The organism is Mesorhizobium sp. CNPSo 4689 (assembly GCF_057784325.1).
The window spans coordinates 61022-76126 of sequence record NZ_JBWLUZ010000028.1 but is presented as its reverse complement, the minus strand read 5'-3'; the positions used below and the strand labels follow the sequence as shown (position 1 = coordinate 76126).

Sequence of the window (15105 nt, the reverse complement as noted above, 5' to 3'; positions counted from 1 at the left end):
GGGGTGGGTTTCGCCGGTCACCCAGGACAGGGGGCCATGAATAAAGAAAGCGTAGGCCCTGACCCCACTATGCCATTGGCATGGCTGCGAGAACAGCCTTCTCTGTTAGTCAGTTCCAGAACGCCTGAACGCGTCTCGCCGCCGCTCGGAGCCGCTGCTTGTCTTCCTCTTACCGCTCGCGCTTGGCGCGGAGCGCTTCAGCCCTTGATGTCCGCGCTCGCTTTCGCGGCCGCTACCAGCTGGATCGAGGGCCGCTCACCGGGGGGGCTGGTCTTGGCGACGACGACCCTGTCGCGTCCTTCGCCCTTGGCATCGTAGAGCGCGTGATCGGCGGCATTGGTGGATTTCGGCCCAGCCCGCGCCATGCTCGGGGTAGGCGGCGACGCCGAACGAGACCGTCACGGTGCCCAGTGTGCGACCGCGATGCGTCAGATGCAGCTGCCTGATAGCCTGGCGCAGCGCTTCCGCCCGCTCGGCGCCTTCCTCGAGCGAGCATCCCGGCATGACGATGGCGAATTCCTCGCCGCCATAGCGCGACACGACATCGCTGTCCCTGGCGTGCTCGCGACGCGCGGTGGGCTGAAACGTTCCAGCCTCTTCGTATCGGGGAATGAGATCAGCGCCGGTTGGCGCGGAGCATTCCCCTGAACAGATATTCCGATAGTTCCGCCGAGAACGAACCTTGCGTCGGTTCGATATCATTTGCCGCTTTTTGCCTGCTCGATCAGTTTCTTCAGCGTTGCCAGATCGGTCGCGCCGGGGAAGATCTGGTCGCCGGCGACGAAGCCTGGTGTTCCCGTGATCCTCAGCGCCTGGGCCAGCTCCACATTGCGGTCGATTAGCGCCTGAATGTCGGGCTGCTGCATGTCGGTTTTCATGCGCTCGACATCGAGCCCGGCCTCAGCGGCGATCTTGAGCACGACCGCCTCTGTCACCCTTGTCCTGGACCCAAGGAGCGCCTTGTGAAACGCCGTGTACTTACCTTGCTTGTCGGCGGCGAGCGCCGCCTTGGCCGCAAACATCGAATCCGGGCCGAGGATGGGGAATTCCTTGTAGACGATCCTGAGCTGCGGATCGTCGGCCACGGCCTGGTCCATGATTGGCGCCATCTGCCGGCAATAGGGGCAATTATAGTCGAAGAATTCGACCAGCGTGACGCTGCCTTGCGCATTGCCGCCGACCGGGCTCTGCCTGTCGTGGAAGATGTCGTCTGCACGCGCCTTGAGCACCGCCTTGGCCTGGGCTGCCTCCGCTTCACGTTGGCGCTGGTCCAGGCTTTGCAGCGCCTGCACGAGAACCTCTGGGTGCGCGAGGATATAGTCGTGTATCCGCTGGTCGAGCTGATCTTGGGACATTTCGCCTGCGGCGTTCGCCGATTGCAGCGCCCCTTGAACCCCTGGATCGAGCAGGAACCATCCCGTCATTCCTACAAGCAGGAGGGCGCCAAGGATGCCGCGATATCGGTTCACCTCCTTTGCTCCTGTGCTCATGTTCGTCTCCCCTTGCTATCCGTTAGGACCGCCGGATGCCGGCGTGCCGCCGGTGAGAAATGGTCAAAATAGGCTCTTCAATTTCGCCAGCCAGCCTTCGTCCTGTTCGTGGTGCGGGCGCTCGACATTGTTGGTCAGCGCGTTGACGAAGGTGATGAGATTGACGGGCGCGAAGTTCAGGCCGTGGAAGTTCGCCCGCCAGCGACCCTCCTTGTCGATCACGTGGGTGACGGTGCCGTGCATCTGGTAGCCGTCGTCGCTCAGGCTGAACTTGTGGCCGAAGGCTTCTGCAAGTTTGCGGGTCGTGTCCTCGGGTTGATCCTGGGTGGTGGTCAGGAACAGCCAGTTGACCGGATCGAGCCCATGCGCCGGCCCGTAGTTGCGAAGCACTTCCGGCGTGTCCCTCGTCGGGTCGGTGGTGATGGTGACGAAGGTGACCTGGCCCTTCATCGGCGTGCCGTTCACCATTTTCTGGATTTCGGCGATCTTCTCGGCATGCAGCGGACACACGTCCGGGCACGAGGTGTAGATGAAGTGGAGGACGACGACCTTGCCGGTGAGGTCAGCCCGCCGCACGATACGCCCGTCGGCGGTGCGCAGCGTGAAGTCTGGCGCCGGTTTGTCGATCTGCTGGAAATATTTCTCGTCGGACTCCAGCATGGCGTCGACCTCGTCGAGCGTATGCGCCCTCGCGTGAGCGAAGCCGGCGACCAGCACCGCGAACGCTGCCAGCAGCACACGCATCCATTCGCTCCAACTCGGCGGGATATGACGAGCCGCCAGCGCGCTTTCAATTCTGACATGCATCGGTCATTTCCTTTCCCGGTTTGCGGCGATGCGGCCGCGGATGAAGTCGACCATGTCGCGTGAGTCCCATTCAGCCGGCCCGATCAACCGGCCGATCTCCTTGCCTTCACGGTCGATCAGCAACGTCATCGGAAGGCCTACGGCGCCGAGCGTGAACATCGCCTTGGCGGAGCTGTCTATATTCAGGGCAAGGTGCGTGACGCCTGTTTCGGCGTAGAACTTTTTGACGATGTTCGGGCCCGCGCGGTCCATGGAGAGCGCGACGACCTCGAAATCCCGTCCGCCGAGCTTTTCTTGTAGCCTGTCAAGTGTCGGCATCTCCTTCCGGCAGGGCGCGCACCATGTCGCCCAGATGTTGAGCAGCACGACCTTGCCGGAAAAGCTGGCGAGCGTTTTCGGCTGGCTGGCGCCGTCGGTGAAGCTGATTTCCGCAACCGGCACGGGCGCCTCGTGAACCGCAAAGTTCTGCGGCGGTTCAGCGGCTGATACGGGCCGCCAAAACGTCAGCAACATCGCAATCAGGACCAATCGGCTCATTATCACGGCCGTTCATTCCGTGGCGTAGACAGTCGGCGCCTTGCCGTCCTTTGTGAAGGCATAGATCGTCCAGGTCCCATCCTTCTCGCCGCCCATGCCGGGCGCGCCCGTCGGCATGCCGGCCAGCGTGATGCCCGTGATGGCAGGACGTTCCGTAAGCAGCTTCTTGACGATGTCGACGGGCACCAGGCCGTCAACAATATAGCCGTCGACCATCAGCGTGTGGCAGCCTTGGAGGTCGGCCGGCACGCCGGCGTCGCTGCTGATCTGCGAGAGATTGTTGACCGACTTGATCTCGACCTTGAAACCGTTGTGCTCGAGGTAGTTGGCATAGGATTCACAGCAGCTGCATTGCGGGTTCTTGTACATCACCGCATTGATGGTCGCCGCGAACGCAGGCAGCGGCGTCGCGATCAACAGGGAAAGGGCGGCGAGGCGGTAGGTCAGTTTCATTGCAGTTCTCCTTGGTTGAACGAAGAGGTTCAGTTTACGCGGAAGACCGTCATCAGGCCGGCCATCTGGTGGTCGGCGACATGGCAGTGCAGCATCCAGTCGCCGGGATTGTCGGCGACGAAGGCGCATTCGATTATGTCTTTCGGGGCGAGCAGTACCGTGTCCTGCCACTGCCTATGCGGCACCGGCGAACCGTTGCGCGAAAGCACCAGCATGCTGAAGCCATGGACATGCATGGGATGCCACCACGCCGTTTCGTTGCGCATGGTGAGGTGGCAGGTGGCGCCGCGTTCAAGCGTGAACTGCGGTGCCATGCCTGCATGGCCGTCGCCGGTCATCGACATGCCATTGATCGCCCACGCAGCGCCGCCATGCATGCCAGGCGTCGCCATGCCCATCATGCCGCCGACGCCGGCGAGCTTGCCGCCACCCATCATGCCGCCCTGCAGCACGATCTCCTGGCGTACGACATTCGCGAGGTCCGGCGCGGGCAGCGGATTGAGCGGCAGGGCAAGCGACGCGTCGAGCGGATGCGCCCTGAGCGGCGGTTCGGCGTCATAGGCGAGCGTGGTCAGCGTATAGGCAAGCCCATCATAGAAGTCGTCGATCACGGCGTGCCGGCTGCCGGGGTCGCCCTGCATGTCGAGCACGATGTCGATGCGCATGGCTGGGGCCAGCACAAGGCGGCCACCCTCCGGTTCATGCGGATCGCAAGGCTGACCGTCTATGGCGATGGCGACCGGGCTGTGTCCTTGGAAGCGCAGCGCCATCATGCGCGCAAGCGAGGCATTGGCGAGCCGCAACCTGACACGCTCGCCCGCCTTGACGCTGAGGTCGGCCGGCGCTCTGCCGTTGATGGTGACGACATTGCCGACGCGGCCGGACATCGCCGCATCCATCGCGCTGCCGAAGCCGGCGGCGATCTGGCCGCCGGACGCGAGCCGCCAGTCTTGCAGCAGCCACAGAAGGTCGCGGTCGACGGCGACCGGCTCACGTTCCTCGACGATGAGCGCGCCGGCGAGCCCACGGCCGAGCTGCACCAGGCTGTCGGCGTGGGGGTGATACCAGAAGGTCCCCGCATCGGGCGGCGTGAATTCATAGACGAAGCTCTCGCCCGGCTTGATGGGTGGCTGGGTCAGGCCTGGCACGCCGTCCATGGCGTTCGGCAGGCGGATGCCATGCCAGTGGACGGTCGTGTCTTCCTCCAGCCCGTTCTCGACGGTGATGCGCACGGGCTCGCCTTGCCGCAGGCGCAGCATCGGGCCGGGGATGGTGCCGTCATAGGCCCAGACAGCGGTTGACGGCCCATCCGCGCCGCTGAATCGCGCCTGACCCGGCGCGACCTTGATCTGGCGTTCGTCCACGGCGGAGGCGCGGGCGGGACGCAGCGAAGCGGACACGGCAGCACCCGCCGCCGCGACGAGAAATCCGCGGCGCGAGACAGCAAAACTGAAATCGGTATTCACCTTGAACCCTTCTGGACCCACGAGACCGATGGAGCGGAGCGGCATTGGTTCTCGTCATTGCGATCTGCGAATTGGTCTCGACACGCGGAACGCGCGCAAAGACGATCAGACGCCGAAGTCGCCTGCCTGTGACAGGGACTGGGCGTCAGCTCAGATTGCTGGATCTGGGAGGGTATGGGTCGGGCAGGGAACTTCGCCCGCTGAGGAACGGGGTGGGCAGCGCCGGCGGCTGCTGTGGCCGGGGAACCGCCGTCACGGTGAGGTCTTGCGGCAGCACCGCGAGCACGGGCGCAATGCAGGTCGGTGGACAATGCATCGGATTGTCGCTGCCGCCGGCATCCTTGAGGCAAGCCTTGCAGTCGCCATCCATGGTGGCATCGGCTGCCATCTTGCCCATGCCAGTATCGGTAGACATGGCCATGCCGTCATCGGCTGTCATTGCCATCTTTGCCGACATCACGCTCGCCTGAGCGGCGGACAGGCTGAACCCTGCGGCCAGGAAGACCGCGAGCAGCATGACTAAGAGATGTCTTGGCGACAGCCGGGCCATCATCTGCCTAGGCTGGCCGCAAAGCACGGCTTTTGCAAGTCCCAAGCCCGTGATCACCCGGCGCTGCGACATCAAGACCGCTCGGCATGGCTTGGCGCCTTATCGCCCGGATCGACAGCCGTTGCAGTGGCAGATTGCTCGAATTGAGGCGACACGATGCCTGCATCACTCCACCTTCTGCCGGAATTTCGAATGGCAACTCGAGCAGTCCTGCAGGATGAGATGCAGCAGATGCTCGGCCGGCAGTTTGGCGGGGTCGGTTTCCGTGGCGTTAGGCCGCTTGCCGAGGAGGCTGCCGCCATCCATCGGCAGGCCCGCTCCCATCCGCATGTCGTCGCCAATTTCGGCCGGCGCCTTTTCGGCCTTGGCGGCGAGTGCTGCGGCGAGCCGGCCGATGTGACGGCCGAGTGCATCGAATTCAGGCCGCCCCTGGCCGATCTCCAGCTTGGCGCCTGATGGCGCGCCCAGCGTGCCCTCGGGGAATTCGGCGATCAGGGCAGGGCCGGTGCGGGCGCTGAGCGTCGCGGCCGCTGCCTTGAAGCCGGCGGCGTCATAGGCGCGCTTGCCGTCGAACATTTCGGCGACGGTTTTCGCCGCTGCCGCCATCTCTTTCATCGAAGCCTGGCGCGCCGTCACGATGGCTTCGCTCGGGGCCGCGGTCAGCGACGAGGCCACGACCAGCGATGAGGCCAGAGCCAGCATCGCCGCGGCGGACACGGTGCCGGTCCTCATGCCTGCACGTCGAGAACGCCCATCATGCCGAGCTGTTCGTGCTCGAGGATATGGCAGTGATACATGCGTGGCCCCGGCCGTTCCTGCCGCAGCAGGAGCCGCACCGTTTCGCCGCGCGCCACATTCACAGTGTCCTTCCAGGCAAGATAGGACGGCTTGGAGATGATGCCGTCGCGCTCGCGCTCGAACACCTGGAACTGCGTGCCGTGGACATGGAACGGATGGTCCATGTCGGCCTGGTTGACGATCTCCCAGAGCTCGGTCTCACCGGCCTTGGCGACAATGTCGACGCGGGCCATGTCGAAGGCCTTGCCGTTGATCAGGAAGCCCATCTCCATGCCGGTGGCGTTAATCGCCATGGTCTCGGTGAAGACCAGGCGCCGGCTGAGGGCAGGGGCTGGGAGCGGCGCGATCGGCCGCAGCCGCTCGGGCAGCGGCGGGACCGCTTGCACCGGCGTCTCGGAGACATCGACCGTGAGCAGCGTCAGTCCCGCATCGGCTGGGCGGCCGGGCCCCATCCAGCCGCGATCGTAGTCGGCGGGACCGGGCTTGTCGAAGGAGACGACCAGCTCGATGCGCTCGGCCGGGCTGAGCAGGATCTCGTCGGCCGTAACCGGCTTCTCCAGCAGGCCGCCATCCGTTCCGATGATCGTCGTCGGCGCGCCATCGAAGGCGAGCTTGAGGAAGCGCGCATTGGTGGCGTTGTAGAGCCGCAGGCGCCGCTTGGCGCCCTTCGCCACCGAAAGCCGCGGGTTCTTCTGGCCGTTGACCAGCACATAGTCGCCGACACGGCCGTTCATCAGGTCGCTCATGGTGTTGGCGGGCATCGAGCCGTCGGCGGCCAGCCGAAGGTCGCTCAGCACCAGCACAGTATCGCCATACTCGGCTGGAACCGGATCGACTTTGGACTTGACCACGAAGGCGCCGGCAAGGCCGCGATAGACCTGCTCGGCCGTCTTGCCGTGCGGATGAGGGTGGTACCAGTAAGAACCGGCGCTGCCGTCCGGCAGGTCGAAGGCATAGATGCGGTCATTGCCCGCTGCCACAGGATCCATCGGGTTGCCGTCCTGGTCGGCAGGCACCGGCATGCCGTGCCAGTGGATCGTGCTGGCTTCCTCGCCGATGCGGTTGGCGAAGGTGATCTCGACACGGTCGCCCTCGAATGCCTCGATCAGCGGGCCTGGGCTCTGGCCATTATAGGCAGGGATCGGCGTGTCCTGTCCCTCGGCAAAACACGCGACAGCGGGCTCGGCCGTCAGCCTCGCCTTGAACAGGCCGGGACGTGCGGCCTCGTTGGCCAACAGCTGCAATTCGCGCAGCGCCTTGCCCTCGGGCAGCATGGTCGCACCTTGCGACATGTCGCCCATATCGTGTCCTGAATGACCGCCCATCCCCGGCTTAGTGGACATGTGGTCCATTTTCATCTGCGCCAGCGCGCGCGGACTCGCCAGCACCGTCGCCAGGCCTGCCGCCAGAAAACCGCGTCGATGCATCTTTCGCTCCTCGATACGGATAGAAGAGGTCTCCGCCGGATTACCTCATCCCCGGATTCCGTCAGGCTAAGGGTTCCAGTAGCTGGAAGGTCAAGAACCTGCCTTTCATCAAAGCAGAACATTACCATCGCGCTGGGGCTGAAGGCGGTGTTGACAGTGATCGGCATCACCGGTCTGTGGCTCGCCATCCTGGCCGACACCGGAGCGACGGTCCTGGTGACGGCGAACGCGATGCGGTTGCTACGCTGGAGGGGAGCAGCGTAGCGCGAGCTCGGGCGCGACGGCGCATGTGCTAGAGCGTATTAGCCCTTGACGTCCGCACTCGCTTTCGCGGCCGCTACCAGCTGGATCGAGGGCCGCTCGCCGGGAGCACCGCTCTTCGCGACGACAACCCGGTCGCGTCCTTCGCCCTTGGCATCGTAGAGCGCGTGATCGGCGGCATTGGTGATTTCGGCCCAGCCCGCGCCATGCTCGGGGTAGGCGGCGACGCCGAACGAGACCGTCACGGTGCCCAGTGTGCGACCGCGATGCGTTAGATGCAGCTGCCTGATAGCCTGGCGCAGCGCTTCCGCCCGTTCGGCGCCTTCCTCGATCGAGCATCCCGGCATGACGATGGCGAATTCCTCGCCGCCATAGCGCGACACGACATCGCTGTCCCTGGCGTGCTCGATCAATGTGGCGGCGACCTGTTTGAGCACGAGGTCGCCGGCTTCGTGGCCGAACGTGTCGTTGAACTGCTTGAAATGATCGACGTCGAGCATGAGGATCGTCAGCGGCTGCGCCGAGCGCTCCATCCGGCGCAGTTCGCGGCTGCTGGTTTCCTCGAGATAGCGCCGGTTGAACAGGCCGGTGTTCGGATCGCGGATCGATTGCTGCCTGAGCGTCTCGCGCAGGCGTAGATTGGCCAGCGCCAATGCCAGCGTGTCGACGACGCCGCGCAGGATCTGCTGCCGTTCAGCCAGCCATTGCGGCTTGTCGGCCGCGTTCGGCTCGCACAAATGCAGGATGCCCAGCGTCTCGCCTTGCGCCGCCAGCGGCATGCAGACATAGCCCTTCTTGCCGTTCTCGGTGATATGGGCGCAGCGCGGCGTCAGCATGCCAGGGCCGGCGACATGCTCCTGGCCGCGCCGCAGCGCCCAGCAATCCTCGGGCGCAAATTGCGTGACGCTCGACCGGACGTCGCCCCAATGCGCCATCTCCTCGACCAGGTTGCGCGAGGCGCTGGTCAAATGCACGGTTCCGCTCAAGCCGCCGAGGAACTCTGTCATGGCCGTGCCGACCACCGAGAAGGCTTCCGGGAAGGTCACGCAGGCCTGCAGCAGTTCGCCAAGCTTCACCAGGCGGGTCGTGGTTTCCGACTTCTCGTGCAGCTCGCGGTTGAGGATTGCCAATTGATCGGCACGCTCGTTGACGACCCCTTCGGCGCGGCGCAGCTCGCTGATGTCGTTGAGCGTGAGGACCAGACCGCCGTCGGATCGGCTGAGCGGACTGCAACTGGCGATGACCGGCAGATGCGAGCCGTCGGATCTCGTCAGGCGCACTTCGCCCTGGTGCTGGCGGCCGGTGGCCAAAGCCATTTCGACGGGAGAAGCGCCGGCCGCGAACGCACCGCCTCTCGGGTCGCGCACCGTCAGCACCGCATCCCATTGCTGCCCGACGATCTTGTCGGCGCGCCGCCCGATCATCGCTGCCGCCGCCGGATTGGCGCTGGCGATACGGCCGTCGCCGTCCAGCACCGCGATGCCTTCGGCCGCCGTCTCGACGATATCCTCGATATGCGCCCGCGCCGATGCAAGCTGGTCCGCCATCGTGTTGAACCCATCGGCCAGCTGGCCGAATTCATCCTTGCGGGCATGGCTGATGCGCGTCATGGCATTGCCTTTCGCCAGCGCTTCCATGCCGCGCATCATATCGTTGAGGCCGGCACCGAAACGGCTGAGCAGCAGCCATGCAAACCCCACCGCGACCAGCACGGCCGCCGCCGCGCTGAGGCCAACCAGCCAGAGCAGGTTGTTGGTGCGCTGTTCGGCGGCGCGCAGCAGGGGATCGTATTCAAGCAGTACGGCGCCGGCGATCGTACCCTCGGCATGCTGTATCGGAACGGCCAGTATGTCGATGCCTTCATTGGGATCGGAAAACTTGCGCGGGACGCCGTCCGCAAGGGTCTGGCCAACTTCGTTGCCGGGGTCGTGATCGAACCGGGAGCCGATATGGTGTTCTTCGTCAGCGGCATGGGAGATGACGGTCTTGTTACGGTCGACGACGACGAAATCTCGCAGGGAGCGATGGTGCTGCAACTCCAGGAATTCGCGCAGCGCATCAGGCCGCTCGAACAGCGAAGGCGTCCCGTCGGATGATTTGAAGACAATCGTGTCGGCTAGTTCCTGCGCGACATTGGTTGCTTCGGTCAGTCCCAGATATTTGGTCGCCGCGATCTGCGTGAAGATGGCGACGCCGCCAACCAGCCCGATCAAGGCCGCCGCGCTAACCATGCTGAGGATGATCTGGCTTCTAATGCGCATGGCACGAATCCGCCGGGAATGCCGGCATCCTATGCGCTGGATCGAGCCTGTATTTCATTGTCGGTCTTTTATTACCAAATGCTTATTAACGTACTAACGGCGATCAGCCCCGAAGCCTGTCCCGTAGCGTTTTCATGAGCGCAAAGACGGGTGATTGCCGACCCGCCGTCCGATAACAAAGGCCGCTCCCGTGCGAAGCGGCCTCGCTGTTCTGCCATGTCGCTTGCGGCCGTGTGGGACGGCCTTTTGGGAGTGCCCGACCGTGTCGTCAGCCCGGGCTTCGTGGGACTACCGCAGCCTTGCCGACCGAGGAAAATCCACCACTTCCGCCGCCGGCCGTGTATACTGGGCAGCAACGATCGCCTCGATCAGCAAGTCGAGCGCCGAAAGGGCCTCGCTGCTCGTTTCGTCGTCGCCGCGCAGATAGTGGCAGGCCCGCTCCAGATGCAGGCGAGCGGCGGCAAAGTCGCTTTTCATTAGCTTCTCCTTATTGCCCGCCGTCTAACGAACATGCGCGACTCGCTTTACCCGAAAGCAAACATCCACAGCCGCATTTGAATCGAATTGTCCGGACGCCGCTTGGTGCGCCGGAGGGTGAACGACCCGTGCAACCGATGTCGCCTGCAACCGTTGTTTCCGACAGAATGAGGGGTGCATGATTCCCTTCCTGCACAAATGGCGCTGGCCAGTCGGCATCGCGGCAGCGGCCCTGTTCCTGGTCCCGGCCGTGGCTTGGCCGGCGGAAAAGACCGGCATGTCGAGCGAAGGCATCTTCGTTCTCGAGATCATCCTTCTGCTGGTCGTCGGGCGCGGTCTTGGCGAACTGCTCGAACGCATCGGCCAGCCGGCCGTCATGGGCCAGCTCATCGCCGGTATTCTGCTCGGGCCTTCGCTGCTCGGCTGGCTTTGGCCCGAGGCAGAGCGTCTGGTTTTCTCCGGCGACGCTTCGCAAAAGAGCATGATCAACGCCATCGCCCAGCTCGGTGTGCTCCTGCTGCTACTGCTCACCGGCATGGAGACCGACCTCCGGTTGGTGCGCAAGGTCGGCCGCGCCTGCTTTTCCATCTCCGCCGCCGGCGTCGCGATCCCCTTCGTGCTCGGCTTCGCGGCCGCGCAGGCCATGCCGGCCTCGCTGCTCGCCGCGGGCAGCGAGCGCGTCGTCGCCGGCCTCTTCCTCGGCACCGCGCTGTCGATTTCTTCGGTCAAGATCGTCGCCATGGTGGTGCGCGAGATGAACTTCATGCGCCGCGACCTCGGCCAGATCATCGTCTCCTCGGCGATCATCGAGGACACGATCGGCTGGGTCATCATCGCCATCACAATCGGCATCGCGACCAAGGGGAGCATCGAGATCGGCAATCTCGTCTTCACGCTGGCCGGTGTCGCCGCCTTCATGCTGTTTTCCTTCACGCTCGGCCGCCGCATCGTCTTCGACGCCATCCGCTGGACCAACGACAGCTTCAGCAGCGAATTCGCCGTCGTCACCGTCATCCTTGTCATCATGGGCGCGATGGCTTTGATCACCGATCTGATCGGCGTCCACACCGTGCTCGGCGCCTTCGTCGCCGGCATATTGGTCGGCGAGTCGCCGATCCTGTCGCGCCACATCGAGGGCCAGCTGCGCGGCGTCATCACGGCGCTGTTCATGCCGGTCTTCTTCGGTGTCGCCGGCCTGTCGGCGGACCTCACCGTGCTGGTCGACCCACAACTGGCGCTGCTCACCGTCGCACTTGTCGCGATTGCCAGCCTCGGCAAGTTCGGCGGCGCCTTCATCGGCGCGGAGTTGGCCGGCATGTCGTTTCGCGAGGCGGTCGCGGTGGGCTGCGGCATGAATGCGCGCGGCTCGACCGAGGTCATCGTCGCCTCGATCGGCCTGTCGGTCGGCGTGCTCTCGCACAACCTCTTCACCATGATCGTCACCATGGCCGTCATCACCACGCTGGCGATGCCGCCCACGCTGCGCTGGGCGCTTGGCCGGCTGTCGATCGGCGAGGCCGAGAAGAAAAGGCTGGAGCGCGAGGAGATCGACCAGCGCGGCTTCGTCGCCAATCTGGAGCGGCTGCTGGTGGTGGCCGACGAGGGCGCCGTCGGCCGCTTCGCCGCCTACATGGCCGGCGTGATCGGCGCCGGCAAGCCGATGACGGTGCTGCATGCCGACGGTGAAACCGACGTCGAGCCGGGAGCGGAATCGAAGCTGGAGGAGATCGAGAAGGGCGCCGAGGACAACCGCGAGGCGGCGAAGGTGGCCGACGAGCAGCCCGCCGCCAGGGCTCCCGTCACCCGCCGGCATGGCACGCCCGTATCGGCACAGACGGTGGCGAAGGAGGCGCGCAAGGGCTACGGCATGCTGATTGTCGGGCTCGGTCGCGCGCTTACCGCCAAGGGTGGCTTCAGCCGCCGCGTCGACGAGATCGCCGGTGCCTTCGACGGCCCGCTCTGCCTGGTTCTGAAGCCCGCCGCCGCCGGCCGGCAGATGCCGAGGCTCGGCCCCGAGGCCGGCCGGATCCTGGTGCCGGTCAACGGCACGTCGGTCGCCCGCCGCGGCGCCGAGCTGGCGCTTGCCATTGCCAGCGTCACCGGCGCGCCGGTCAAGATGCTCCATGTTGCGCGGGTCGGCCGCGACGAGCCGCGCGACACCGTCTCGCATCGCCGCAGGGAGGCGGTGCTGAAGGACATTGTCGCGCTTGCCGACCGCTACGGCGTCGAAGTCGAGACCGCCATCCGCAGCAGGGCCGCCGCCGCCGATGCCATTGCCCGCCAGGCTGGCAGGGGGGTGGCGTTGATCGTCATGGGCGTGGCGCGGCGCCCGGGCGAGGAACTGATGTTCGGCGAGACGACGAGCGATGTGCTGCAGCGCTGCCGCTGCCCAGTGGTGCTGCTTTCCGACGAGCGGCTGCCTCGCGACGACACCCGCGTGGCCTCGCGCTCCGGCACCGGTTGACAGGGCAGGGCGGCGAGAGGTGTGGCCCTGCCGCGCTCACTTGCCTTCGAAGAAACTGCTGATCGCGGCTTCCAGCTTCTCGATGAATTGGGGGTTGTGGCAGCTTCCCGCCCAGATCATCGCGTTCAGGCGCATATCCCGGTTGAGGAAGTTCACCTTCCTGGTCTCCAGCAGATATTCGGCGATGTCGAAATGCCGTCCCTTGATGGCCTCGATCAGCGCATTGTTGCGCCCGGTCTTGTCCATCAAATTGACGTCGGCGCCATGCTCGACGAGCAGCTTCACGACATCCAGATGCCCGTTCTTGGCGGCTTCGATCAGCGCGGTGCGGCCGTAATAGTCAGCACGGGCATTGATGTCGATTGCGCGATGTTTCACGAGAGCCGAGATGGAAGCGTAATGGCCCTTGGCCGCCGCCAGGCTCAACGGCGTGCTCTTCCATTTGTTTCTGGAGTTCACGTCGATTTCGGGGTGCTCGATCAACGCTTCGACCGTCGCCGTGTGGGCATTGAGGGCCGAAAGATGCAGCGCCGACCAGCCGCCTTCGTCCGCCTGATTGATATCCGCACCGGCCGCCAGCTCCGATTGCACGGCCTCCGCATCGCCTTTCTCTGCGGCGACGAGCAGGCTTGACCACCCCCTGGCGTCTTCGGCTTCCAAGCTTTTGGTCAATGCGGTGGCTCCCGATGCGCCGGGCCAGAATACCACAGATCGTGCCGGTTTCGATGGCATCCGGCAACGGGATCGGCGACAAATCCTGGAGCAATGGCCGCTCCCGCGAGCGGCCATTGCTTTGGCACGCCTAGGCCGGCTGCAGTTCTGCCCTGCGCGGCAAAGGAGGGAAGGCGATGGCAATTCCCGCCGCACCCAGCCCGACAAGGGCCGAGCCGATGAACAGCCAAGAGTAGCTGGCATAGGCATCGAATACCATGCCGCCGGCGAGCGGTCCGAAGGCCATGCCGAGGCTGGAGAGCATTGTGGCGGCGCCGAGCACCGTGCCGATGATGCGCCCTCCGAAATATTCGCGCGCCAGCACCGCGTAGAGGGGCATCACGCCGCCATAGGTGGCGCCGAAGATGACGGCCAGCACATAGAACTGGTCGAGCTGCCGGACGGCGAGATAGCCGGCGATCACCACGGCCTGGATCGCCAGTCCGGCGACCAGCACCGGCTTGACGCCGAGACGGTCGGCAAGCACGCCATAGAGCAGCCTGCCGCCGAGCCCAGCAAGACCCTCGACGCTGTAGATGGTGACCGCCGCCATCGGGGCGACGCCGCAGAGCATCGCATAGCTCACCATGTGGAAGATCGGGCCGGAGTGTGCCGCACAGCAGGCAAAGAAGGTGAGGCCGAGCACGATGAACTGCGGCGATCGCAGCGCCTGGCCAACCGACATGCCGGGATCGTCGGCGGCGGGACCGGCAGCGGCGCCGTCTGCGGCAGTAACGGGGACAGGCGGCTGGCGCACCAGGAAGGCGACCGGCAACAAGAGCACCCAGGCCATCACGCCGATGTCGAACATGGCGGTGCGCCAGTCATAGGCCGTGATCAGCCAGCGCGCGAAGGGCGAGATCGTCATCGGCGCCACACCCATGCCGGCCGAGACCAGCGACACCGCAAGGCTGCGGTTGGTGTCAAACCAGGTCGTGGTCAGCGCGATCATCGGCGCGAAGAAGGCGCTGGCCGCGAGCCCGACCAGCACGCCATAGGTGATCTGGAACGCCAGCAGCGAGCCGGAGCGGCTGGCCAGCACCATCGCCAGCCCCAGCAGCAGCGTGCCGGCGAAGACGACGGGGCGGGCACCGACACGATCGTAGATGGCACCCCAGGCAAAGCCGCCGAGGCCCATCACCAAAAAATTCAGCGTCATCGCGCTCGATATGCCGGCGCGCGACCACTGCGTGTCGAGCGCCATCGGCTCCAGGAAGATCGCCAACGAAAACATCACGCCGATGGCGACACAGCTCATCAGCGCGCCGGCCGCGACGATGACCCAACGATAGGAAGGCTTCATGATTTGCTCCCGAAATCAGTTCGATGCGGCGCGACGCTTTTCGTGCCTTGTCGAGCCGCTTGCGTCCGGAGGACGCTGTGACGGGAGCCGATCCTACAAT

Annotated in this window: 15 protein-coding genes; 2 read left to right on the top strand and 13 right to left on the bottom strand. The window is 65.0% G+C overall.

Annotation, left to right across the window (positions count from 1 at the left end):
- Nucleotides 1-255: 255 nt before the first annotated feature.
- Entirely contained in the window at nt 256-504 is a 249-nt protein-coding gene (locus AC04SI_RS26185) for a nucleotidyl cyclase domain-containing protein (protein WP_404281383.1), read from the bottom strand.
- On the opposite strand from AC04SI_RS26185, the gene AC04SI_RS26180 reads away from it, so the two are divergent.
- Nucleotides 433-648 (top strand): hypothetical protein, encoded by a 216-nt coding sequence (locus AC04SI_RS26180; protein WP_404281386.1) that lies wholly within the window; start codon nt 433-435, stop codon nt 646-648. The genes AC04SI_RS26185 and AC04SI_RS26180 overlap by 72 nt on opposite strands.
- A gap of 50 nt (nt 649-698) precedes the next feature.
- Here AC04SI_RS26180 and AC04SI_RS26175 read toward each other — a convergent pair whose 3' ends face one another.
- The 10 genes from AC04SI_RS26175 to AC04SI_RS26130 form a co-directional block, all read right to left on the bottom strand.
- On the bottom strand, nt 699-1490 hold the full coding sequence (locus AC04SI_RS26175) for a DsbA family protein (protein ID WP_404281321.1): 792 nt from the start codon (nt 1488-1490) through the stop codon (nt 699-701).
- 63 nt (nt 1491-1553) lie between these two features.
- Nucleotides 1554-2234, bottom strand: coding sequence for an SCO family protein (locus AC04SI_RS26170; RefSeq protein ID WP_404281382.1), 681 nt, complete (start codon nt 2232-2234; stop codon nt 1554-1556).
- Between the two features lie 66 nt (nt 2235-2300).
- Nucleotides 2301-2738, bottom strand: a complete 438-nt coding sequence (locus tag AC04SI_RS26165) for a TlpA disulfide reductase family protein (RefSeq protein WP_488475160.1) — start codon at nt 2736-2738, stop codon at nt 2301-2303.
- Nucleotides 2739-2846: 108 nt separating this feature from the next.
- Nucleotides 2847-3287: a DUF411 domain-containing protein gene (locus AC04SI_RS26160; protein ID WP_404281319.1), complete on the bottom strand. Its 441-nt coding sequence runs from the start codon at nt 3285-3287 to the stop codon at nt 2847-2849.
- A 29-nt stretch (nt 3288-3316) separates the two neighbouring features.
- Complete coding sequence (locus AC04SI_RS26155; RefSeq protein ID WP_488475159.1) at nt 3317-4753, bottom strand: multicopper oxidase family protein; 1437 nt, start codon at nt 4751-4753, stop codon at nt 3317-3319.
- A gap of 145 nt (nt 4754-4898) precedes the next feature.
- On the bottom strand, nt 4899-5375 hold the full coding sequence (locus AC04SI_RS26150) for a hypothetical protein (protein WP_404281317.1): 477 nt from the start codon (nt 5373-5375) through the stop codon (nt 4899-4901).
- Between the two features lie 93 nt (nt 5376-5468).
- Entirely contained in the window at nt 5469-6035 is a 567-nt protein-coding gene (locus AC04SI_RS26145) for a cytochrome c (RefSeq protein WP_404281316.1), read from the bottom strand.
- On the bottom strand, nt 6032-7528 hold the full coding sequence (locus AC04SI_RS26140) for a multicopper oxidase family protein (RefSeq protein WP_404281315.1): 1497 nt from the start codon (nt 7526-7528) through the stop codon (nt 6032-6034). The genes AC04SI_RS26145 and AC04SI_RS26140 overlap by 4 nt, the downstream gene beginning before the upstream one ends.
- A 302-nt stretch (nt 7529-7830) precedes the next feature.
- Entirely contained in the window at nt 7831-10050 is a 2220-nt protein-coding gene (locus AC04SI_RS26135) for a sensor domain-containing diguanylate cyclase (RefSeq protein ID WP_404281314.1), read from the bottom strand.
- 288 nt (nt 10051-10338) lie between these two features.
- On the bottom strand, nt 10339-10527 hold the full coding sequence (locus tag AC04SI_RS26130; protein ID WP_192181579.1) for a hypothetical protein: 189 nt from the start codon (nt 10525-10527) through the stop codon (nt 10339-10341).
- A gap of 178 nt (nt 10528-10705) precedes the next feature.
- Between AC04SI_RS26130 and AC04SI_RS26125 the strand changes: the two genes are divergently transcribed.
- On the top strand, nt 10706-12991 hold the full coding sequence (locus AC04SI_RS26125; protein ID WP_404281313.1) for a cation:proton antiporter domain-containing protein: 2286 nt from the start codon (nt 10706-10708) through the stop codon (nt 12989-12991).
- Between the two features lie 36 nt (nt 12992-13027).
- On the opposite strand, the gene AC04SI_RS26120 is transcribed toward AC04SI_RS26125, so the two are convergent.
- Together AC04SI_RS26120 and AC04SI_RS26115 are read right to left on the bottom strand one after the other, a co-directional pair.
- The gene (locus AC04SI_RS26120) at nt 13028-13780 is read right to left on the bottom strand and encodes an ankyrin repeat domain-containing protein (protein WP_488475158.1); all 753 of its coding nucleotides are present in this window, start codon (nt 13778-13780) and stop codon (nt 13028-13030) included.
- 13 nt (nt 13781-13793) lie between these two features.
- Entirely contained in the window at nt 13794-15005 is a 1212-nt protein-coding gene (locus tag AC04SI_RS26115) for an MFS transporter (protein WP_404281311.1), read from the bottom strand.
- Nucleotides 15006-15105: the final 100 nt, after the last annotated feature.